The organism is Tepidiforma sp., assembly GCF_034433535.1.
Taxonomy (GTDB): domain Bacteria; phylum Chloroflexota; class Dehalococcoidia; order Tepidiformales; family Tepidiformaceae; genus Tepidiforma.
The window spans coordinates 1-19,339 of the sequence record NZ_DAOUAO010000228.1 but is presented as its reverse complement, the minus strand read 5'-3'; the positions used below and the strand labels follow the sequence as shown (position 1 = coordinate 19,339).

General features: G+C 71.6%; 15 protein-coding genes and 1 riboswitch. Of the genes, 8 read left to right on the top strand and 7 right to left on the bottom strand.

Features of this window, described 5'->3' with window-relative positions:
• Position 1: 1 nt before the first annotated feature.
• Positions 2-2,164, top strand: coding sequence for a pyruvate, phosphate dikinase (locus tag VAE46_RS12250; protein WP_322797222.1), 2,163 nt, complete (start codon positions 2-4; stop codon positions 2,162-2,164).
• 84 nt (positions 2,165-2,248) lie between these two features.
• Here VAE46_RS12250 and VAE46_RS12245 read toward each other — a convergent pair whose 3' ends face one another.
• Positions 2,249-3,139 carry a major capsid protein gene (locus VAE46_RS12245; RefSeq protein WP_322797221.1) on the bottom strand — a complete coding sequence of 297 codons (891 nt, stop codon included), beginning with the start codon at positions 3,137-3,139 and terminating at the stop codon, positions 2,249-2,251.
• Positions 3,140-3,225: 86 nt separating this feature from the next.
• Positions 3,226-4,938 (bottom strand): SulP family inorganic anion transporter, encoded by a 1,713-nt coding sequence (locus VAE46_RS12240; RefSeq protein WP_322797220.1) that lies wholly within the window; start codon positions 4,936-4,938, stop codon positions 3,226-3,228.
• A 16-nt stretch (positions 4,939-4,954) separates the two neighbouring features.
• Positions 4,955-5,086: riboswitch (cyclic di-AMP (ydaO/yuaA leader) on the bottom strand.
• A gap of 161 nt (positions 5,087-5,247) precedes the next feature.
• Between VAE46_RS12240 and VAE46_RS12235 the strand changes: the two genes are divergently transcribed.
• The 3 genes from VAE46_RS12235 (at position 5,248) to VAE46_RS12225 (ending at position 9,159) form a co-directional block, all read left to right on the top strand.
• Positions 5,248-7,428 (top strand): glycogen debranching N-terminal domain-containing protein, encoded by a 2,181-nt coding sequence (locus VAE46_RS12235; protein ID WP_322797219.1) that lies wholly within the window; start codon positions 5,248-5,250, stop codon positions 7,426-7,428.
• 115 nt (positions 7,429-7,543) lie between these two features.
• On the top strand, positions 7,544-8,638 hold the full coding sequence (locus VAE46_RS12230) for a glycosyltransferase family 4 protein (protein WP_322797218.1): 1,095 nt from the start codon (positions 7,544-7,546) through the stop codon (positions 8,636-8,638).
• A gap of 53 nt (positions 8,639-8,691) precedes the next feature.
• Positions 8,692-9,159, top strand: coding sequence for a DUF488 domain-containing protein (locus VAE46_RS12225; protein WP_322797217.1), 468 nt, complete (start codon positions 8,692-8,694; stop codon positions 9,157-9,159).
• A 7-nt stretch (positions 9,160-9,166) separates the two neighbouring features.
• Here VAE46_RS12225 and VAE46_RS12220 read toward each other — a convergent pair whose 3' ends face one another.
• Positions 9,167-10,132, bottom strand: a complete 966-nt coding sequence (locus VAE46_RS12220) for a hypothetical protein (protein ID WP_322797216.1) — start codon at positions 10,130-10,132, stop codon at positions 9,167-9,169.
• Positions 10,129-12,180 carry a protein meaA gene (locus VAE46_RS12215; RefSeq protein ID WP_322797215.1) on the bottom strand — a complete coding sequence of 684 codons (2,052 nt, stop codon included), beginning with the start codon at positions 12,178-12,180 and terminating at the stop codon, positions 10,129-10,131. The genes VAE46_RS12220 and VAE46_RS12215 overlap by 4 nt, the downstream gene beginning before the upstream one ends.
• 172 nt (positions 12,181-12,352) lie before the next feature.
• Between VAE46_RS12215 and VAE46_RS12210 the strand changes: the two genes are divergently transcribed.
• Positions 12,353-13,564 carry an MFS transporter gene (locus VAE46_RS12210; RefSeq protein WP_322797214.1) on the top strand — a complete coding sequence of 404 codons (1,212 nt, stop codon included), beginning with the start codon at positions 12,353-12,355 and terminating at the stop codon, positions 13,562-13,564.
• 61 nt (positions 13,565-13,625) lie between these two features.
• On the opposite strand, the gene VAE46_RS12205 is transcribed toward VAE46_RS12210, so the two are convergent.
• Together VAE46_RS12205 and VAE46_RS12200 are read right to left on the bottom strand one after the other, a co-directional pair.
• Complete coding sequence (locus tag VAE46_RS12205; protein ID WP_322797213.1) at positions 13,626-14,588, bottom strand: electron transfer flavoprotein subunit alpha/FixB family protein; 963 nt, start codon at positions 14,586-14,588, stop codon at positions 13,626-13,628.
• A gap of 12 nt (positions 14,589-14,600) precedes the next feature.
• On the bottom strand, positions 14,601-15,398 hold the full coding sequence (locus VAE46_RS12200) for an electron transfer flavoprotein subunit beta/FixA family protein (protein WP_322797212.1): 798 nt from the start codon (positions 15,396-15,398) through the stop codon (positions 14,601-14,603).
• 333 nt (positions 15,399-15,731) lie between these two features.
• Between VAE46_RS12200 and VAE46_RS12195 the strand changes: the two genes are divergently transcribed.
• The 3 genes from VAE46_RS12195 (at position 15,732) to VAE46_RS12185 (ending at position 18,196) form a co-directional block, all read left to right on the top strand.
• Entirely contained in the window at positions 15,732-17,162 is a 1,431-nt protein-coding gene (locus tag VAE46_RS12195) for an ammonium transporter (RefSeq protein WP_322797211.1), read from the top strand.
• 66 nt (positions 17,163-17,228) lie between these two features.
• Positions 17,229-17,567 carry a P-II family nitrogen regulator gene (locus VAE46_RS12190; RefSeq protein WP_322797210.1) on the top strand — a complete coding sequence of 113 codons (339 nt, stop codon included), beginning with the start codon at positions 17,229-17,231 and terminating at the stop codon, positions 17,565-17,567.
• Positions 17,568-17,746: 179 nt separating this feature from the next.
• Positions 17,747-18,196, top strand: a complete 450-nt coding sequence (locus VAE46_RS12185) for a hypothetical protein (RefSeq protein ID WP_322797209.1) — start codon at positions 17,747-17,749, stop codon at positions 18,194-18,196.
• On the opposite strand, the gene VAE46_RS12180 is transcribed toward VAE46_RS12185, so the two are convergent.
• Positions 18,193-19,339 (bottom strand): flavin monoamine oxidase family protein (locus tag VAE46_RS12180; RefSeq protein ID WP_322797208.1); only part of this gene is annotated, 1,147 nt, incomplete at its 5' end. The two genes, VAE46_RS12185 and VAE46_RS12180, sit on opposite strands and share 4 nt — an antisense overlap.

Sequence of the window (19,339 nt, the reverse complement as noted above, 5' to 3'; positions counted from 1 at the left end):
CATGGACGTCTACACCCTCGAAGACGCCCTCCCGGCGGGGGTCGAACCGGCGCGGCTGCTCGGCGGCAAGGCCGCGGGGCTCGTCACCATGGCCCGAGAGCTGGGGCTGCCGGTGCCGCCGTTCTTCACCGTGACGACTGAGGTTTGCCGCCGTTTCCTCGCCGGCGGCTGGCCCGAGGGGCTCGATGCTGCCATCCGCGCCGCCCTGGCGAAGCTCGAAGCGGCCACCGGCCGCACGTTCGGCGGCGGCGACCACCCCCTGCTCGTCTCCGTCCGCTCCGGCGCCCCGGTCTCCATGCCGGGCATGATGGATACCCTGCTCAACGTCGGCATGGCCCCGGAGGTTGTCGCCGCCCTCGAGCGCGAGACCGGCGACCCGCGCTTCGCCGCCGATACCTGGCTGCGCTTCGTCCGCGGCTACGCCAGCATCGTGCTCGGCGTGCCGGAGGACCAGGCCAGCCACGCCGCCATGCACGACGGCTCCATCGCCGGCCTGCGCGCCGCAGCCGACCGCGTCGCCGCCCTTGCGGAACGGTTCGGCGGCATCCCGGGCGACCCGTTCGCACAGGTGCGCGAGGCCGTCCGCGCCGTCTTCCGCTCGTGGGAGTGCGATCGCGCCCGCGTCTTCCGCGAGCGCGAGGGCATCGCCGCCGACCTGGGCACAGCCGCGACCGTCCAGGCGATGGTCTTCGGCAACCTCGATGCCCGCTCCGGCACGGGGGTGGCCTTCACCCGCGACCCCTCCACCGGCGCGCGCGGGGCGTTCGGCGATTACCTCGCCTGCGCCCAGGGCGAGGACGTCGTCGCCGGCACCCACGCCGTTTCCGGGCTCGATGCGCTCGCCCGCGACCTGCCCGAGACGTACCGGGAGCTGCTCGCCCACCTGCAGCGGCTCGAACGCCACTACCGCGACATGTGCGATGTCGAATTCACCGTGATGAGCGGCCGTCTCTACATCCTCCAGACGCGCGTCGGCCGGCGGAGCCCGCTGGCCGCCGTCCGCATCGCCGTCGACATGGCCGAAGACCCCGACTTCCCGCTCACCCGCCGCGAGGCCGTCGAGCGCGTCGGGACGGAGACGCTCCAGCAGCTGGCGAAGCTGGGCACCGTCGACCCTGCCGCCGAGCCGATCGGCGAAGGGCTCCCGGTCTCGCCCGGGGTCGGCGCCGGCGTGCTCTGCTGCGACGCCGATCGCGCGGCTGCCCTGGCCGCTGCCGGCACGAGCGTGGTGCTCGCGCGGCCCGAGACCTCCCCGGCCGATGTCCACGGCATGGTCGCGGCGAGCGCCCTGGTGACCACCACCGGCGGGGTGGTGAGCCACGCGGCCGTCGTCGCGCGTGGCTGGGCGATCCCCGCCATCTGCAGCCTGCGCGATGCCGTGGTCGAAGCCGACGCTCTCGTCGTCCGCGGGCGGCGCATCCCCGAGGGCGAGCCGGTCACGGTCGATGGCACCCGCGGGCTCCTCTTCGCCGGCGACTGCCGGGTCGACGGCGCCGCCGACCTGCCCGAGCTCCGCACGCTTCGGCAGTGGGCGGCGGAGCTGGCCGAATCGGGCACGGGCGATGGCCCGGCCCCGGCCGGCGCCCGCCCGGTCGATCGCTACGCCGTGCTGCGCGCCCTCGGCCTGAAGGGGCTGGCCGCCGCCGAGCGGATCGCCGCTGTCCTCGAAGCCGACCCCGCGGCGGTCGAGGCGCTCCTGCGCGAGGCTGCCGCCGAGGGGCTTGCCCGCGAAACGCCGCGCGGCTTCGCGCTGCTGCCTGCCGGCCGCGAGACGGTCCTCGCCGCGCTCGACGCGGAGCGGGCCGGGCTCGATGCCGCCGCCATCGATGCCGTCTTCGAACGCTTCGATGCCCTCGACCGCGAATTCAAGGCGCTGGTCAGCGGCTGGCAGCAGGCCTCCCCCGCGGAGGCCGAGAGCGCCTGGGCGCGCGCCGTAGCCGCGCTCGAGTCGGTCCACGAGCGGCTGCAGCCGGTGCTCGCCGAGGCCAGCGCGCTCGTCCCGCGGCTGGCGCCGGCGCCCCGCCGGTTCGCGGCCGCGCTGGCCGCCGTCCGCGCCGGGGACCAGTCGATGCTCGCCTCGCCGCTCAAGGAGAGCTACCACACCGCCTGGTTCGAACTGCACGAAGAGCTCATCGCCCTCAGCGGCCGGCAGCGCACCGAGTAGCCCCCGGCCGCGCCTGCCGGGCACAGCACACGGCCCCGGGAGCTGCTCCCGGGGCCGCCTGGTGGGTGCCGCGAACGGCTGGCTTCAGGCGGGGCGCACGCCGGTTAGCTTCGCGAGCTTCACGGAGTTGAAGAGCGCCAGCCCGGCGTACCACTTCACCCGGATGCGGCGGGCGTCCTTCGTCTCGAGGTTGCCGACGCGCTCGACGGTGAGGCCGCCCGGCGCCGTCAGCCCGGCCAGCCCACCTTCGCCGAACTGCATCGCGTAGATGGTGCTGCAATCGCTGCTGGTGCCGACCACCTGGTCGTCGGCGATGGCGTCGCTCAGGCCGATGGGGATGCCGTCGTAGTACTGCACCATCCGCCCGAACTCATCGCGGTCGGCCTCGAGGAAGCCGCCCGAGGCGCGGGCGATCTCGTTCAGGATGCGCCGGCTGCGGCGGCTCATCAGGAGGAGGTCCGGCTTGCCGCCGCGCACCCGGTCGATCAGCTCATCGAGCTTCGCCAGGGTGAGGGGGCCGCCGTTCGGGCCCATGGAGACGACCTGCGCCGGTGCGCAGAGCACATCGATGCCGTCGAAGCTGCGCGGGTTGGCGGTCGCATCGCCGTTCACGAAGGTGTCATCGAAGAGCGCCTGCACGGCCTTCGCCTTCAGCTGGACGACGGCCGCCTCGAGGTCCTGGATGTTCGAACGAGTGGCGCGCAGGAAGTTATCGATGTCGGCATCGCCGCCGAGGATCTTGAGCGTGGCCGTCGCCTGGGTGAAGGTCGGGGTGCTCTCATCCCAGGTTTCGCCGACGTCGTAGAAATCGGCCGCGGGCGGGACGTTTTCGCGGTTGTAGGTGAGGCCGTTGCCGACGATTTCGATGAACGGCAGGCGCTGGAGGACGGGGCTCTCGAGCGCGATCGTCTCGATCACGCCGGCGAGCAGGGTGTCGTTGCTGAGCTTCGAAGCCTCGAGGAGCGTGAGCGCCACGGGTTCGCACCTCCGGGTGGGGATTTCGGAGGCCACGGTGGCGCAGCACGCGCCGATCTCCGAGGGCCGGGTGTCACCCGCGGGGGTCAGCTCGCAGCGGCGAGGCCCGCCCCGTGCTCGCCGGGGTAGTCGGGGTGAGGCTCGCCGGGGTGGTCGATGGCGGCAATCGCGCACTTCGTGTGTTCGAAGACGTTCTCCCGGCCCAGCAGGTCGAGCAGGCCGAACCGCTCCATCGCGGCCCGCACCTCGGGCTGGATGGCGGTGAGCACGATCCGCCCGCCGTGGCGCTTGCGGTGTTCGATGATGCCCTCGAGCGTGAGCAGGCCGGAGATATCGATGTGGTGCACGTCCTTCATCCGGAGGATGAGGGGCCGGTGGCTTTCGCCGGGAATCTGGTATTCGAACGATGCCGCGCTGTGGAACGAGAGGAGCCCCTGGGCCGTGAAGAAATCGATGTCGGGCCGCGACCGAATGAGCGCGGACAGCTCGTCCGAGACCTGCGCCACCCGGCCGTTCTCATCCGGGAGCATGGCGGCCGCAGCCGGGACGTTCACGAGCCGCCGGATGAGCAGGACCGCCGAGGCCAGGACGCCGAAGGCGATGGCGTAGGTCAGGTCGAAGAAGAGCGTGATGACGATGGTCGAAATGAGCACGGCCAGGTCTTCGCGCGGGGCCCGGCGGATGAGCTTCGCCACCTCGGGCACCTCGGCGATCTTCCAGGCGGTGACGAGGAGCACGGCCGCCAGCACCGTCATCGGGATGTGGCCGGCCAGCGGCCCGAGGACGAGGGTGAGCAGCAGCACCGTGACCGAGTGGAACACCCCGGCCAGCCGCGAGCTGGCGCCGGCGCGCATGCTCGCCGCCGTCCGGGCGATGGCGGCCGTGGCCGGGATGCCGCCGAAAAACGGGGCCACCAGGTTAGCCAGCCCCTGCCCGCGCAGTTCGCGGTCCGGGTCGTGCCGTTCGCGCTGGCCGGACATGCCGTCGGCCACCACTGCGCTCAGGAGTGATTCGACGCCGCCGAGGATGGCGACCGCCAGGGCCGGCTGCAGGAGGTCGAGCGCCAGGCCGGCATCGAGGAAGCCGGCTGAGGGCCGCGGGAACGAGTGCGGCAGCTCGCCGTACTTGCTGGCGACGGTCGGGGTATCGATGCCAAACCCCCACGTGATGGCAGTGATGACCGCGACGGCCACAAGCGGCGCCGGCACGCTCGCCGAGACGCGCGGCCAGGCCAGCAGCACTGCGAGGGCGGCCAGCCCGACCGCCGGGGTGGTGAGGCCGACGGTCGAAAGGTGGCGGAAGGTGTCCCATGTGCGCTCATGGAAGTGCTCAAGCCCGGGGTTGGTGCCCGACACCCCGAGGAAACTGTTGAGCTGCCCGAACATGATGGAGAGGGCGATGCCGGCGGTGAAGCCCACCACCACCGTGCCGGGCATGTACCGCACGAGCCTGCCGAAGCGCAGGAACCCCATGGCGAGCAGCAGCAGCCCGGCCATCAACCCGACGAGCGGCAGGGCGCCCGGCCCGTGAACGATGACCACGTGGCTCAGCACCGGGACGAGCGCCGCCGTCGGGCCTGTAATGTTGTATTTCGAGCCGCCGCAAGCGGCCGCCACGCCGCCCGCGAACACCGCCGTGTATAGACCGGCAATCGGCGGAACGCCCACGGCTACGGCCAGCGCGATGGAGAGCGGCAGGGCGATGATACCCGCCACCACTCCGGCAATCAGGTTGGAACGAAGTTCCGCGGCGCCCGGCAGCGTGAACCCCTGCCGTGGGCGCAGGAGCACCTGGTGCACCTGGCACACCCCCTGCTGGTTCTGCTTCCGCGGCCTGCGAGGTCAGCTGACGGGTTCGGGCGGAAGCGCCCGTCCTCCCCCCGCGGAGAGGATTCACCCCAAGGGTGGGTCCCCCGCTCCGCCGTGGCGGATTCGGCCCGCTGCCCCGAGCGGGCAGCTCCCTGCTCCCAGCATCGGCAGGCGCAGCCCTACGTTCCAGAGACCTGCAATTACGGCAATGACATCCGTCACTCGGAAAACGCGAACGCCTGGTCGTTACTGGCCGCTGTGGACCGTTCGGCCCGCCCGCGCGAGAATCGGGGACGCGCCATGAGCACCGCCCGCCGCGTGCCCGCACCGGGCTGGCTCACCATCGGCGAAGAGCCCCAGCCGGCCGGCTCGATTACCGATTGCGTCATCCTGCGCAACGCTGGCGTCTCGCTGGTCACCCTTGAGCACGGCGATATCGACGCGGCCGCCCACGATGCCACGGGCCTGTACACGCGCGACACCCGTCACCTCTCGCGCCTGCGCCTCACCCTCGGCGGCGTCGAACCGATCCTGCTCGATGCCAGCCAGTCCGGCGCCGTCTTCTCTGCCGTCTTCACCAACCCGCCCATGGCCGACCCGGCGGGCACCGTGGTCCCCGGGCGGGCGCTCGTCATTCGCCGCCGCCGCGTCGTGCGGCGCGGGGTCGCCGAGTCGCTCACCATTTCGAACTACGCCCCCGGGACCCAGCGCTTCGAGGTGCGCATCGAATTTGACGCCGATTTCCGCGATATCTTCGAGGTGCGCGGGCTCCAGCGACGCTCCCCGCGCGGCGCCGCGGATGTGCTCGCCGGGCGCAGCGGCGTCCGCTACCGCTACACCGGCGCCGATGGCGTCACCCGGCGCACCTCGCTCCGCTTCGACCCGCCCCCGGCCGCCCTCGCCCCCGGCGCGGCGGTCTACCAGCTCGCCCTCGAGCCCCGCGAGACGGTGGTCATCGAGGTGCGGGTCGGCGTCGATGGCGAACGCGAACGGAGCCCCCTTCCGCTGGTGGTGGCGCGCGTGCAGGCGGAGGAGCGCGCCTTCCTCGAGGGGCTCGCCCGCTTCCAGTGCGACTACGAACCGCTGACCCACGCTGCCGAGCGCGCCCTGCTCGATATTGCCGCGCTGCGCACCCGCTTCGAGGACACCGAATTCATCGCCGCCGGCGTGCCCTGGTTCGATACCCTCTTCGGCCGCGACAGCCTGCTGACCGGCATCTTCCTGGCGCCGTTCGCGCCCCGCCTGCTCGGGGCCGCCCTGCAGGTGCTCGCGCGCTACCAGGCGCGGGAGCAGGACCCGGCCTCCGACGCGGCGCCCGGCAAGATCCCGCACGAGCTGCGCTGGGGCGAACTGGCGCGCGCCGGCGATGTGCCCTTCGGCCGCTACTACGGCAGCGTCGATGCCACCCCGCTCTTCCTCCTCGCCGCCCAGGAGTACCTGGCCTGGACCGGCGACCTGGCGGCCATCCGCGAACTCTGGCCCGCGCTGGCAGCTGCCGCGCGCTGGTGCCTCGGCGAACTGGAGCGCTACGGCGGCGTGATCGCCTACGAGCGCCGCTCGGCGGCCGGCCTCGAAAACCAGGGCTGGAAAGATTCGCACGATGCCATCCGCTGGCCCGATGGGCGGCTGGTAGCACCGCCGATCGCGCTCGTCGAAGTGCAGGCCTACGCCTGGGCCGGGCTGCAGGCGTTCGCCGACCTCGCCGCCGCCTGCGGCCAGCCCGACCCCGGCGCGGCGCGGGCAGCGAGCCAACTCCTTGTCGTGCTCGACGAGCGCTTCGGCCTGCCGGGGCTTGGCTTCGCCCTCTGCCTCGAACGTGCCCGGGAACCGGTGCCAACGCCCGCCTCCAACACGGGGCACGTGCTCTGGGCAGGGGCTGCGAACCGCGCCCGCGCCGCCGCGGCAGCCGCCCGCGCCTTCCAGTCGGACCTCTTCAGCGGCTGGGGCATCCGCACCCTCGGTGCGGGGGTGGTGGGCTACAACCCGCTCGGCTACCACACCGGCTCGGTGTGGCCGCACGACAACGCGATCTTCCTCGCCGGCCTCCGCCGCTACGGCTTCGATGACCTCGCCCTCCAGCTCGGCACCGCCTTCATCGAGGCCGCCCTCGCCTTCCCGGCCTACCGCATCCCCGAGCTCTACTGCGGCGACCCGCGCGAGCTGCGCCTCGTGCCGACGCCCTACCCGGTCGCCTCGCGGCCGCAGGCGTGGGCGGCGGCCAGCCTGCCCTATGTGCTGGCCGCGCTGCTCGGCGTCCGCCCGGCGGGCCCGCGCACGCTCGCAATCACCCGGCCGTTGCTGCCGCCGCCGCTGCGCTGGGCGCGGCTTTCGAACCTGCGCTTCGCCGATGCCGCCATCGACCTCGCCTTCCGGCGGGGCGCCTCCGGCGTGGCGGTCGAAGTCGAGGACGTCCGCGGTGATGTCGCCGTCCTCCTGACCGATAACTGGCCGGCGACAGGGCTGCACGCCCGGCTGCCCTGAGCCGGCCGCATCTTGACGCCCCGGTTCGCGGCCAGCCACCATAACCGCAGGGCCGCGAGCCTGCCGGCTCGCCGTTTCGCCACCCAACGACGATTCGAACACCGGGGTACGCAGCATGGAGACGATGCGCATCGCCATCGTTGCGCCGCCGTGGTTCGCCGTTCCGCCGGTCGGCTATGGCGGCATCGAACTGGTGGTCGGCTATCTCGCCGATGGGCTTGCCCGGCGGGGTCACCAGGTCACCCTCTTCGCCGCGGGCGGTTCCCGCACCGAAGCCCGGCTCGTCGCCACCTTCGCCGAGCCGCCCTCTGCCCTCCTCGGCGACCCCGCCGTGGAGGCGCGCCACATCCTCGCCGCCTATGACCACTGGCGCGAATTCGACATCATCCACGACCACACCTTCCTCGGGCCGGTAACCGGCGCCGCCCTGCCGGTGCCGCTGGTCCACACCCTGCATGGGCCGGTGACCGACGCCAACCGCGACCTGATCGCCGCCCTGGGCCGCCGCGCCCACCTCGTCGCCATCAGCCACCACCAGCGCTCGACGCTGCCCGCCGGGACGCGGGCGGCCGTCATCCACAACGGCATCGACCCGGCGGCCTTCCCCTTCAGCGCCGAGCCGGGCGACTACCTCCTCTTCTGCGGCCGCATCAACCCGGAGAAGGGCCCGGTCGAGGCGATCGAAATCGCCCGGCGCGCCGGCCTGCCGCTGCTGATGGTGGTCAAGATCAACGAGCGGCTCGAGCACGAGTACTGGGAGGCCGAAGTTCGGCCCCGCCTGCGCGGCCTCGATGTCGAAGTGAAGCAGCAGCCGCCGACCGAGGAGAAGCTGGCGGCCTACCGCGGCGCCCTCGCCACGCTCTTCCCGATCCAGTGGCCCGAGCCGTTCGGGCTGGTGCTGATCGAATCGATGGCTGCCGGTACGCCGGTCATCGCCTTCCCGCGCGGCTCGGTGCCGGAGGTGGTGCTCGATGGGGTCACCGGCTTCCACTGCCGCGACCTCGATGACGCCGCCGAGGCCTGCTGGCGGGCCAGGGAGCTCGACCGGCGCGAATGCCGCCGCCGGGTGGAGCGCCACTTCAGCGCAAGCCTCAATGTGCTGCGCCACGAGCAGCTCTACCGCGCCATCCTCGCCTCCGACGGCCGCGGCGAGCCCGCGCCCACCCTGCCGCTCGCCCTCGACGGCATCACCGCGCCGGGCCGCAGCTGAACCCCCTTGCCCCGCGCGCGCGGCAGGGGCGAAACTCCCCGGGGGCCCGGCGCGTGAAACTCTGGACTATCGGCTGTACGGGCACCACGGCGGAGGGCTTCTTCGAGACCCTGCGCGCAGGGGGCCCGAGGCGGCTTGTCGATAGCCGCCTGAACAACGTTTCGCAGCTCGCCGGCTTCACCCGCCGCGACGACCCGGCCTACTTCCTCCGCCAGCTCCTCGGCATCGACTGCGTCCACCGGCTCGACCTCGCGCCGACGGACGAGCTGCTGGGCGGCTACCGCGCCGGGAAGCTGACGTGGCCGGCCTGCGAGGCGGCCTACCTCCAGCTGCTGGATGCGCGCCGGGCTGCCGAGGCGGTGCCGCGGGAGCTGCTCGATGGCGCCGTCCTCCTCTGCAGCGAGGACCGCCCCGACCGCTGCCACCGCCGCCTGGCGGCCGAGTATCTCCAGCGGGCCTGGGGCGACCTCGACGTCGAGCACCTTATCTGCCCGGCGCCGCGCCCGGCGCGGAAACGCTGAGCCCGGCTCAGCCCGGGGGCGCGACCGGTGCCCGGTAGGCCGCCTGGGCGGCTTCGAAGCCCCCGGCGCGGGCGAGCAGCCCCGCGGCGCCGCCCTGCTCCGCCAGCAGCGCCAGCCCGAAGCGGCCGTACTCATCGCGCACCCAGCGCTCCAGGAAGTAACGGTCGCGCTCGCCGCGTGCGGCGGCATCGTGCACGGCCCGGTGCGCGCGGAGGTCGTCCAGCACCTCATCGACGCCCTCGCCGGAGAGGGCGCTCACCCGGAAGATCGGCGGCGGTTCGGCTTCGCCCGGCCGGGCGAAATCGATGCTCACCCGCAGGGCGTGGTAGCTCCGCCGGGCGGCCGCGCCGACATCGCACTTGTTGAGGATGAAGGCGTGCGGCACCTCCATGATGCCGGCCTTCATGAACTGCACCTGGTCGCCGCCCATCGGCTGGAGCACGAGGTAGACGCGGTCGGCCACGCGCTCGACCTCGACCTCGCTCTGGCCGATGCCCACGGTTTCGATGAACACGTACGAAAAGAGCCGTTCGAGCACGCGAATCACGGGGTAGGTGGCGCGCCCCATGCCGCCCAGCTCCTGTTCCGAAGGCTGGCTGCGGAAGAACAGCCGCCGTTCGCCCACCGGGAAGTGGACCCGTGTGCGGTCGCCGAGGATGGAGCCGCCGGAGCGGTGGCTCGAGGGGTCGATCGCGAGCACGGCGACGCTCGCCGACGGGTCGCTCGCGACCATGCGCGCGGCCAGTTCGCCCACCAGCGTCGATTTGCCGCTGCCGGGGGTGCCGGTGAAGCCGGCGACCATCGCCTGCGGAGCTGCGCCGCGCGCCTCGAACTCCGCGATGGCGGCGGCTTTCGCCTCGAGCGCCTCCGGGCGGGGGTCTTCGAACAGGCGGATGAGCCGCGCCAGCGGGTACTTGTCGAGCGCCAGCGCCCCCGCGACGAGGTCCGCGACCCCCGTCGCCGCGCCGGTCACCGCGCGCCGACCCCGGCCTGGTCTTCGACCACGTCCATGATGCGGCGCATCACATCGGCGAGGTCGAAATCGGCCGGGGTGAAGACGTGGCGCACGCCCATCGCCCGGAGGGCCGCGTGGTCGTCCTTCGGGATGATGCCGCCGACGATGACGGGGATGTCGCCGGCGCCGGCCGCGCGCAGCCCCTCGAGCACCTGGCGGGTGAGGTCGAGGTGGGAGCCGGAGAGGATGGAGAGCCCGACGACATCGGCGGCCTCTTCGACGGCGCTCTGGACGATCTCCTCGGGCGTGAGGCGGATGCCGGAGTAGACGACATCGAAGCCGCAGTGCCGGGCGGCCACGGCGATCACCTCGGCGCCGTTCGAATGCCCGTCGAGCCCCGGCTTGCCGACGACGATGCGCGGACGGTGGCCGGTGCGCCGCACGAACGCTTCGGCGCGCTCGCGCACCTCGGCGACGCGGCCGCCATCGACGAACAGGCGCTGGCCTTCAACCCCGGTGGGCGGGCGGTATTCGCCGAAGACGCGGCGGAGGGTATCGGCCCATTCGCCGGTGGTGACCCGGGCGAGCGCGCAGCGGATGGAGGGCTCCATCATGTTGCGGCCGGTGCGGGCCGCGTCCTCGAGGTCGGCGAGGGCCTCGGCCACGGCCTGCGGGTCGCGCTTCGCCTTGACGGCGGCCAGCGCCTCGAGCGTGCGGCGGGTTTCGGCCTCATTGACCTTGAAGATGCCGCCGTCTTCGCCGGTGAGCAGCGGCGAGGGCAGGCCCTCCGTCCAGCGGTTGACCCCGACGATGACCAGTTCGCCGGAGTTGATGCGGCTGACCCGCTCCGACATCGAGCGCACGAGCTGGGACTTCAGGTATCCCGACTCGACGGCCGCGCGGATGCCGCCCATGGCTTCGATGCGGGCGATCTCCTCGCGGGCCTGCTGCTTCAGCTCGTTCACCTTCGATTCGATGACGACGGAGCCATCGAAGATGTCGGGGTATTCGAGCAGGTCGGTTTCGTAGGCGAGGATCTGCTGGAGGCGGAGCGACCACTGCTGGTCCCACGGGCGCGGCAGCGAGAGCGCCTCGTTCCAGGCGGGGAGCTGGAGCGCCCGGCAGCGCGCCTTGCGGCTGAGCGTGACCCCGAGGGCTTCGATCAGGATGCGCCAGGCGTTGTTCTCGGGCTGCTGCTCGGTGAGGCCGAGGGAGTTGACCTGCACGCCGTAGCGGAAGAGCCGCTGCTTGGGGTCGGTGACGCCGTAGCGCTCCTGCGTGATCTCGTCCCAGAGCTCCACGAAGGCGCGCATCTTGCACATCTCTTCGATGAAGCGGATGCCGGAGTTCACGAAGAACGAGATGCGGCCCACGATCTCGGGGAAGCGCGCGGGCGGGACCTTGCCGCGCTCGCGGATCGTATCGAGCACGCCGATGGCGTTGGCGAGCGCGAAGGCGAGCTCCTGCACCGGGGTGGCGCCGGCCTCCTGCAGGTGGTAGCTGCAGATGTTGGAGGCATTCCACTTCGGCAGCTCATCGAGGCAGAACTCGTACATCTCGGCGATGAGCCGCAGGCTCGCTTCCGGCGGGAAGATATAGGTCCCGCGGGCGAGGTACTCCTTGATGATGTCGTTCTGGGTGGTGCCCTGCAGCTTGCGCACGTCTTCGCCGCGCTCGCGGGCCACGCCGATGTAGAGCGCCAGCAGCCACATCGCCGTCGCGTTGATGGTCATCGAGGTGTTCATCTCCGCGAGCGGGATGCCCTCGAAGAGCTGGTGCATGTCGTCGATGGTGTTGATCGGCACGCCCACCTTGCCGACCTCCGGCAGCGCCAGCGGGTGGTCGGAGGAGTAGCCGGTCTGGGTGGGCAGGTCGAACGCCACGGAGAGGCCGGTCTGCCCGGCGGCGAGGTTCTTGCGGTAGAGCTCGTTCGAAGCGGCCGCGCTCGAGTGCCCGGCGTAGGTGCGGAAAATCCACGGCCGGTCGGTCGCAGGGTTGCCGTTGGCGTCGTAGAGGCGGTGGGCGGCGCGCGCCTGGCCGCCGTCGCCGGTCGTTGGTGCGGTCATGGGCCCCTCCGGTGGGCGGGGGATGGGTGTCGGCCGGCCGCGAGCAGCGCGCCGCGGGCGGTTCGGCCGCGGGTGCAGGGGTCTACTTATGGTACACGGCACGGCGAGCATCGTTCGAACCCGGGTCATCGAAAAATTGCGATGAGACTGCATGTGTGCTTCACTGGCAGCCGTGTCCGCTGTGGTCGCCGCCGTTCGCCCTGCCCTCGCCCGCCGCTGGTGGCAGGTGGGGCTCGCCGCACTCTTCATCACCACCAGCTACGGCACCCTCTCGTACGCGTTCAGCGTGTTCGTCACGCAGAGCGGGCCGGCGGGCGAGTTCGGCGCCGATACGGTCTCGCTCGGCTTCGGCGCGGCGCTCCTGGTGAGCGGCGTCGCGGCGATTGCGGCAGGCACCGTCGCCGACCTCTTCGGGACGCGCCGCCTGATGGCGGGCGGGGCGGTGCTGGGCTGCCTCGGGCTGGCGCTGCTGGGGGCCTCCCGGGAGCCGTGGCAGTTCGTCGTGGTCCTGATTGTGGTGCTCGGCCCGGCGATGGCCGCCACCTTCTACGAGCCCGTCTACGTGCTCATGAACCGCTGGTTCGAGCCCGGGGCCCGCCCGCGTGCCTACGGGGTGCTCACCCTGCTCTCCGGCTTTTCGATCACCATCTTCACGCCGCTCACCCGCTGGCTGGTCGATGCTCTCGGCTGGCGGGGCGCGATGGGCGTCCTCGCCCTGGTCCTCCTCGCCGTCGGACTGGCGGTGCCGGCCGCCATCCGCGAACCCGCGGCGCCGGCGTCGGAACGGACGGGACCGGCGGTCTTCTTCCGCGAGGCGGCAGCGGGGCTGCGCGTCGCGTCCCCGGGGTTCTGGCTGTTCACGGCGGCGTTCTTCGTGGCGACGGTGGCCTTCAGCGGCTACCAGTTCCACCTGGTGGCCCAGCTCGAAGGGCGGGGGTTCGCCCCGGGCGCGGTGGCCGGGGTGGTGGCGCTGGCCGGGGTGGTGAGCCTGCCGGCCCGCCTCGTCCTGCCGATGCTCGCGGGGAGGGTCGCGAGCGCAGCCCTGCTCGCGGCCTGTTTCCTCGTCCTCGCCGCGGCGGCGGTGGTCTCGACCGTGGCCGATGCCTGGTGGCAGGTCTGGCTGGTGGTCAGCCTGTTCGGCGCAGTCTTCGGGGCGGTGTACCCGCTCCGCGCGCTGGTGACCTCGGAGCGCTTCAGCGGCCCCCACTTCGGCCGGCTCATTGGCCTGCAGGCGCTCTTCGTGGCCGCCGCCCGCGCGGCGGGGCCGGCGGCCATCGTCCTCGCGGGGACAACGCCGGCCGGCTACGAAACCGGCTTCCGGGCGGCCGCCGCGGTGCTGGTCCTGAGCGCGGGGGTCTGCTGGTTCGCGCTGCGCCGCCGCTGAAACGGGCGGAGGCGGGGGAGCTCCCCCGCCTCCGCGGTGCGTCGCGCCGGGATTCGCGGCCTCAGCCGAGCTTCTTGATCTCCTCGATCAGGGCCGGCACCACCTTCTTGTAGTCATCGATGATGGCGTACTTGGCCGCCTTCACCATGTTGGCGTCCGGGTCCTTATTGATGGCGACGATGTTCTTGGAGCCCGCCATGCCGGCCATGTGCTGGCTCGCGCCGGAGATGGCGACGGCGATGTAGAGGTTGGGCGAAACCACCTTGCCGGTGAGGCCGACCTGCTGGCTCGGCGGGTACCAGCCGAGGTCGCAGGCGGCGCGGCTGGCGCCGGTGGCGCCCTTCAGCAGGGCGGCCAGCTCTTCGAGCATCTTGAAGCCGGAGGGGTCGCCGAGGCCGCGGCCGCCGGACACGACGACCGGGGCATCCTCGAGGCGGACGCCGGTGCTCTCGGCCTTCGTCACGCCCAGCACCCTGACGCGGGCCTCGCCGGCCACGTCGATGGTCGACACGCTGCCTGCGCGGCTCGCATCCGGCTCGAGGGCATCGAACGACTTGGCCTTGACGGTGGCGATCGCCGGGTTGTTGCGGAAGGAGACCACGGCGCGGGCGTTGCCGCCGTAGCAGGAGCGGGTGGCGCGGAGCTTGCCGCCTTCGTACTTCAGGTCGACCGTCTCCATCGAGACGGCGGTATCGAGGGCGAAGGCGAGCATCGGGCCGAGGTCGCGCCCGAGGGCGGTCTGGCCCATGAGGACGATCTCAGCGCCGCTCTGCTGCAGGGCGGCCTGCACGGCGGGGAGGTAGACTTCCGCGAGGGCGCCGTTGAGGGCGGGGTTGGTATCGACGATGGCGGCGTCAGCGCCGAGGGCGATCAGCTCCTTGCCCAGCGCCTCGCTGCCGGCGACGAAGGCCGTGACGCTGCCGGCGCCGTCACCGGCCAGCTTGCGCGCCGCCCCGAGCAGTTCGCCGGAGATGGGAGCCAGCGCTCCCTCGTTCGCTTCTGCGATAACCAGGATGCCTGCCATGGGTGCGTCTCCTTAAATCAGCTTCGCGGCGCGGAGCTTCTGCGCCAGGTTGCGGGCCTTCTCTTCCGGCGTATCGCCCTCGATGATCTCGACGTTGCTCTCCACCTTGGGCACGTAGAGCGCATCGAGTTCGAGCAGGCGGTTCTCCTTGCCGAGCCCGCTGATGCCGAGGTCGGCCGCACCCCAGACCTGCACGGTCTTCTTGGCGGCGAGCATGATCTGGCGCAGCTGCGGGTAGCGCGGCTCGCCGAATTCGTTCGAGACCGAGACCACGGCGGGGAGCGGCGTCTCCACCGTCTGGAAGCCGTCATCGAGGACGCGCTCGACCTTCAGGCCGGCGCCATTCTTCTCGATGCCCTTGGCGACGGTGACGCAGGGCACGCCGAGGAGCTGGGCGATGCCGAGCGGCACCACGCCCATGTCCCAGTCGGCGGCGGCGCGGCCGGTGAGGACGAGGTCGGCGCCGCCGAGCTTCTGGATAGCGGCAGCCAGGGCCTTCGCGGTCTGGAAGTTATCGATGTCCTCGAACTCGGGCCCGGTGATGAGCACGCCCTCATCCGCGCCCATGGCGAGGGCGTGTTTGATGGCGTCGCGGGCCGAATCGGGACCCAGGCTGATGACGGTGACCTTGCCCGAGCCGGCGGCCTCCTTCAGGCGGAGGGCCGCTTCGGTGGCCTGCGGGTCGTACGGGTTGACGACCGGCGCGATGCCCTGGGCGGGGATCACCTTCTTGGCCGCCTCATCGACTTTGAACGATGCGGCGGGCGTCTCGGGGTCGGGGATTTGCTTGACACAGACGACGATGTTCACGCGGCCTTCTTTGCCTCCTGCGCGTTTCCGGTCCTCGTGCGGGGGAGCGGGCCCGGGGCGATTCCTGCAGTGAATTGGGGCAAACCCGGAGAAGCGTACCACACCCCGGAAGATTGTGAAATCTCGCACCAATGCTGGTCGGGCAGCCAGCCGACACGCCGGCCGAAACATCAACGTCATCGTTCCGAAATTCGTTCGAAACGCGACCGCAACGGGTACGAAACCCCGCGACTCTACCGTTCCCGCCATCCAGCGAGTGCCCGAGGGGCCCCGGTCGCCCTCGCTGGGAATCTCGGCTGCACGGCAGCACCGAACACACGGGGGTTCATGCGAATGCTCCAGCGCAAGGCCTTGCGCCACCTGCACCGGCCGCTCGGTATCCTGGGCGGCGTCATCCTCGCCATGGCCGTCTTCTCCGCCGCCTCCGCCCAGGAGCCGACGACCGAAGAGACCGTGGCCGACCTGGTATCGGCCCTCGATACCACCTGGCTCCTCGTGGCCGGCTTCCTGGTGTTCTTCATGCAGGCCGGCTTCGCCATGCTGACGGCGGGCTTCGTCCGCTCCAAGAACACGGCGAACATCCTGATGAAGAACATGATCGATGCCTGCGTCGGCGGCCTGCTGTTCTGGGCCATCGGCTACGGCTTCGCCTACGGCGCCTCGGATTCGGCGAACGGCTTCATCGGCTGGGGCAGCTTCTTCTTCGATGACCCGGCCGGGTTCGCCAGCTGGTTCTTCCAGTTCGCCTTCGCTGCTGCGGCGGCCACGATCGTGGCGGGCTCGCTCGCCGAGCGCCTGAAGTTCAGCGCCTACCTCATTTACACGGTGGTCATCTCCGGGTTCATCTACCCCATCGTGGTCCACTGGGCGTGGGATGTGAACGGCTGGATGTCGGCCTTCAACGAGGACCCGTTCCTCGCCAGCGGCTACATCGACTTCGCCGGCTCGGGCGTGGTCCACATGGTCGGCGGCTGGGCGGGCCTCGTCGGCGCCGCAATCCTCGGCCCGCGCATGGGCAAGTACGGCCCCGGCGGCCGGGTCAACGCCATCCCCGGCCACAACATCGGCATCGCCACGCTCGGCATGTTCATCCTCTGGTTCGGCTGGTACGGCTTCAACCCGGGCTCCACGCTCGGGCTCACCGGCGGCCTGGCCGAGCTTGCGGCGAAGGTCGCCGTCAACACTACCCTGGCCGCTGCGGCCGGCGGCGTGGCTGCGGTCCTCTACTCGAAGGCGCTCACTGGCCGTTACGACCCCGGCCTGCTGATCAACGGCATCCTCGCCGGCCTCGTCGGCATCACCGCGCCCTGCGCCACGGTCGACCCGTGGGCGGCGGTGATCATCGGTGCGGTCGCCTCGGTGCTGATGTATGGCGCGGTGCTCGCCATCGATGTGCTCAAGATCGATGACCCGGTCGGCGCGTTCCCGGTGCACGGCATCGGCGGCCTCTGGGGCGTGATTGCCGTCGGGCTCTTCTCGAGCGAAGCGGGCCTTGAGCAGGCCGGCTACAGCGACCCGAGCAAGTACGGCCTGCTCCTCGGCGGCGGCTTCGATCAGCTGGCGGCCCAGCTGGTGGGCGCCGGCGCCATCATCGCCTGGGTGGTGGTGACGGCCGGCATCCTCTTCCTCGGCATCAAGTACACCATCGGCATGCGCGTCCCGCCGGAGGAGGAAGAGAAGGGGCTCGACCTCCTCGAGCACGGCCTCGATTCCTACCCCGACTTCGGCCCCACCGGCCCCGGCGTCTTCAGCCCCGGCGCCTGAGCCGCTACGCTACCGCCCCGGGGCCGGCCCGGCCCCGGGGACCTTCCAGGGAGGAGTGCACACCACATGAAGCGCATCGATGCCATCATCCGCCCGTCCCGGCTCCCCTTCGTTCGTGAGGCGCTCGAAGAGCTCGGCTATGGCGGCATCACCGTCGCCGAGGTCAAGGGCCACGGCAAGCAGCGCGGCATCACCGAGCAGTGGCGCGGCCGCGAATACCGGGTCGAATACCTCTCCAAGGTCTGGATTCTCATCGTCGTCGACGACAAGGACCTGGAGCGGGTGGTCAACGCCATCGTTGATAACGCCCGCACCGGCGAAATCGGGGACGGCAAGATTTTCGTGAGCGACGTGCTCGACGTGATCCGCGTCCGCACCAACGAGCGCGGCCCGAAGGCCATCTAGCCGCCTTCCCGCCTGCGATAGTCCAACGGGGCAGCGGTTCCGCTGCCCCGTTGCGCTGCCCCGAAACACCGTCGTAACGCCCCCGCAAATCGCCCGAAACCGCCCGGACGCACGATGCGAACCATGCACCCCTGCCAGAGCTTCTCCCGCCGCGCGGCCGCGCCCAGGCCAGGGATGCCATGAGCGGCGAACCCTTCCGCAGCCGCGTCGCCACCCTGCGCGACGCCTGGGCGGAGCGCCGCGCCCTGCGGGCCATTGCCGGCGCGCACGATCAGGCCTCCCAGTTCGCCCTGCTGCGCACCCTCTGGGGCTGGGCGCGCGAGGCCGCCGAGGACATCCGCGCCGTCTACGGCCCATCGCTCGATGTCGCGCTCAGCCCCGAGCCCACGCCGGGCACGGCCAACCCCGCCTTCACGCTGCGCATCGCCGGGGAGTACACCCTCGCCTTCAGCCTGGCCGAGCGGCGGCGCGCCGGCGGCTCGCGCTGGTCGATCGCCGTCACCATCAGCACCGCCGGCGAGGGCAGCGTCACCCCTGCAGGGCCGGAGCGGCGCAACGGCCAGTGGACGCGCTCCCGCCTGCAGGAGCTGATCCTCTCGGTGCTGGGGGCGTACGAACGCTCCCGCTAGGCGGCGCGCTCCAGGATTTCGGCCACGCAGCGCAGGCCCGATTCGACCGCGCCCTGGAGCCAGCCGTGCGCCAGCGAGGCGTGCTCGCCGGCGAAGTGCAGGCGCCCCTCCGGGGCGATGATGTGGCGGTAGAGGTGCGTCTGCTGGCCGGGTTCGAAGAGGGCGTAGGCCCCGCCGGCGAATTCGTCCTGGTGCCAGACCTTGCTCGCCCCGAGTTCGAACTCCTGCCGCACGGCCGGGTGGATCAGCTCGAGGTTCTCGATCGCCTGGGCGAGCCGCTCCTCGGGGCTGAGGGTGCCCCAGCGGCGGGCGTCCTCGGCCCAGGTGTAGCTGGCCAGGAGGATGCCGCGGCCGCCCGGTTCGCCGCCGGCGGGGTAGACCACCGTGCGGATCGGCAGGTCCGTCACCGAGACGCCGCCGACGATGCCGTCGTCCTCCTCCCAGGAGCGGCGGCGGCACTGGAAGAAGATCTTCGTGGCCGCGTCGTAGGAGAGCGTCCGGATGGCCCGCTGCTTGCCGCGGCTGAGCGCGGGCGTGATTTCGATGTGGCGGAGCAGCGAGAAGGGGATGGTGATCACCGCGCGGTCGGCGGTGAAGGTGTGTTCGCCCGCGACGGTGCGGCAGCGGACCTGCACCCCCTCCTGCGACTGGTGGATGGCGATGACGCGCATCCCGTAGCGGATGCAGCCGGCCAGCTCCGCCAGGAAGGCGCGCGGCAGCCGGTCCATGCCGCCGGGGATGGTGACCACATCGGTGAACCAGCGGCCGGCCTCCTCGCGCAGCACCTCGAGGAAGGCGCTGTTCATGAACGGCTCCATATGGGTGAGCAGGCCCCACAGTTCGATGGCGCCCTGCGACCACCCGCGCGACTCAAGGAATTCCGCGAGCGAGTACTGGTCGTACTGGCTGGCCACCTCCTCCCAGCCGAGGTCGCCGTGGTGGGCGATGGTGGCCAGCAGCGGCGCAATCTCCCGCTCCCAGCGCGCGCCGATGGGCAGGTCGGCTTCGCCGGGCTGCAGTTCGAAATCGCCCGCGTGGGCGGCGGAATCGAACGCGCCGCGCCGGATGCGTTCGCCGTTGAACACCACGAACGTCTGTGGGTTCTCCATCACGAAGGGGACGGTGGGCAGGCGGAAGCGCCCA

Coding starts and splice junctions, on each gene's coding strand:
- VAE46_RS12250 (WP_322797222.1), top strand. CDS start 2: ATGGACGTCTACACCCTCGAAGACGCCCTCCCGGCGGGGGTCGAACCG.
- VAE46_RS12185 (WP_322797209.1), top strand. CDS start 17,747: ATGAGCGGCGAACCCTTCCGCAGCCGCGTCGCCACCCTGCGCGACGCC.
- VAE46_RS12230 (WP_322797218.1), top strand. CDS start 7,544: ATGGAGACGATGCGCATCGCCATCGTTGCGCCGCCGTGGTTCGCCGTT.
- VAE46_RS12190 (WP_322797210.1), top strand. CDS start 17,229: ATGAAGCGCATCGATGCCATCATCCGCCCGTCCCGGCTCCCCTTCGTT.
- VAE46_RS12205 (WP_322797213.1), bottom strand. CDS start 14,588: ATGGCAGGCATCCTGGTTATCGCAGAAGCGAACGAGGGAGCGCTGGCT.
- VAE46_RS12195 (WP_322797211.1), top strand. CDS start 15,732: ATGCTCCAGCGCAAGGCCTTGCGCCACCTGCACCGGCCGCTCGGTATC.
- VAE46_RS12215 (WP_322797215.1), bottom strand. CDS start 12,180: ATGACCGCACCAACGACCGGCGACGGCGGCCAGGCGCGCGCCGCCCAC.
- VAE46_RS12235 (WP_322797219.1), top strand. CDS start 5,248: ATGAGCACCGCCCGCCGCGTGCCCGCACCGGGCTGGCTCACCATCGGC.